The organism is Hallerella porci (genome assembly GCF_003148885.1).
In the GTDB taxonomy this organism is placed as follows: Bacteria; Fibrobacterota; Fibrobacteria; order Fibrobacterales; family Fibrobacteraceae; genus Hallerella; species Hallerella porci.
Genome location: NZ_QGHD01000070.1, coordinates 1 through 1,422, shown reverse-complemented (window position 1 = coordinate 1,422; position 1,422 = coordinate 1). Strand labels below are relative to the sequence as shown.

Annotated in this window: 1 protein-coding gene; it reads left to right on the top strand. The window is 40.9% G+C overall.

Annotated features, from left to right (window positions below; all coding sequences use genetic code 11):
• Positions 1–212 precede the first annotated feature (212 nt).
• A complete protein-coding gene (locus B0H50_RS13020; protein ID WP_106200331.1) occupies positions 213–1,082 on the top strand; it encodes a hypothetical protein in 870 nt (289 codons plus the stop codon).
• The last annotated feature ends 340 nt before the right edge of the window (positions 1,083–1,422 follow it).

Sequence of the window (1,422 nt, the reverse complement as noted above, 5' to 3'; positions counted from 1 at the left end):
CTTGCGACTGCGTCTTGGGTGCTCCCTGCTTGATTGCGCCAGCTCAAGAGCACTTGTTGCAAGGCGTTGCTTAATGCGATAGTCTCGTTCATACTAATGAATATCCTAAAATCGAGTCGAAAAAGCGAATTTGGAAATTTTTTTAGAAAAATTAGGAAACACGCTAAGTTGCAAAAAAATTTCGCGTAATCTCCTTTTTATATATTTAAGCTATGACAATCCTAAAACAAATATCACTTGGGGTGCTTATTGTGTCAGCGCTTGCCTATGCGGGCGGAGCCGCATCGATTGTTGGAAAAAAGAGCAAGACAACAAATTTTACATACAACTTTATAACCGAAAGACAGTTTATAAACGAATGTGCGAAAGGCGCAAACGAGGCTATTTGCCACTGCGTACTCGGAAAACTTCAGTTGCGCTACAGTGAAGATGAATATAAAAAGCTTGATGCTGATTTGAGTCGCGGTATTGAGCTTCCCGATTTTGTAAAGTACATCACGAACGCTTCCGTAGAATGCGATGCGGAATATGCCGATACAACGCAGGAACCGACACCTTCGAATTTTACAAATGAAACTCCCGTGATTGGAGACAGTTTTGCAGGAACCTTGGACTCTAAAGTTCCGAAAGGCATGTCTGAAGAGGAGGTGAAGGCGTTTGTTAAGGAATTCAAGAAGAATCTTTCGAAAAAGGATTTCTTACAGGAATGCTCAGCAAATATGAATAAGTTTCTAGGACCGACAGCAAGCAAAAAGTCTTGCGGCTGCTTTTACGATCGTCTAACTTCGGATGAAGAACGCTTGACCCGAGTCTTTATGGAAAAAGGCTTGCCTGCTGACAATTACACTTGGGCGAACGAATATTTGGTCGAATGCGTTCCCGAAAAGTTTACGCCTGAAATCGAGAAAAATTTGGTGAACTATCTTAACGAAACTGGTGTGCCACTATCCATAGGCAAGTGCCTCATTTCAACCATCAAGAGGGAGTATACTTTAAAGTCTTTTTTTAAGGCGTCGTTTGAGGACGAAGAAGGTATGCAAGCTGTGCTTATGTTTGTTGGCGTCAATTGCTTTGCAAAGTAGTAGAGCGCTTTCGGTTTTATTTGTCGTCTACGGCGTATTGTTTGATGTGTAGCCAACAAATTTGAGCACCGTAACAGCAAAAAGGAGTTTTAATTTCTATTATTCATTTAAAATCCTTTGATTCATTGTAATGCAGTTGGCAGACCGCATATCAAAAGTAATCAAAGAATTTTTTTTTTGTCGAGGATGGAACGCCAGAAGGCTATATTTGAACACCGACCCAGCCTGTGGTTTTGAAAAAATACAAAAAAGAGAAGTGCGTCCGCACTTCTCCTGGATTGAATTATTGTCGTTTGTCGAATAACCGGATTAAGGTTTATTCATACCGCAAAGAACGATC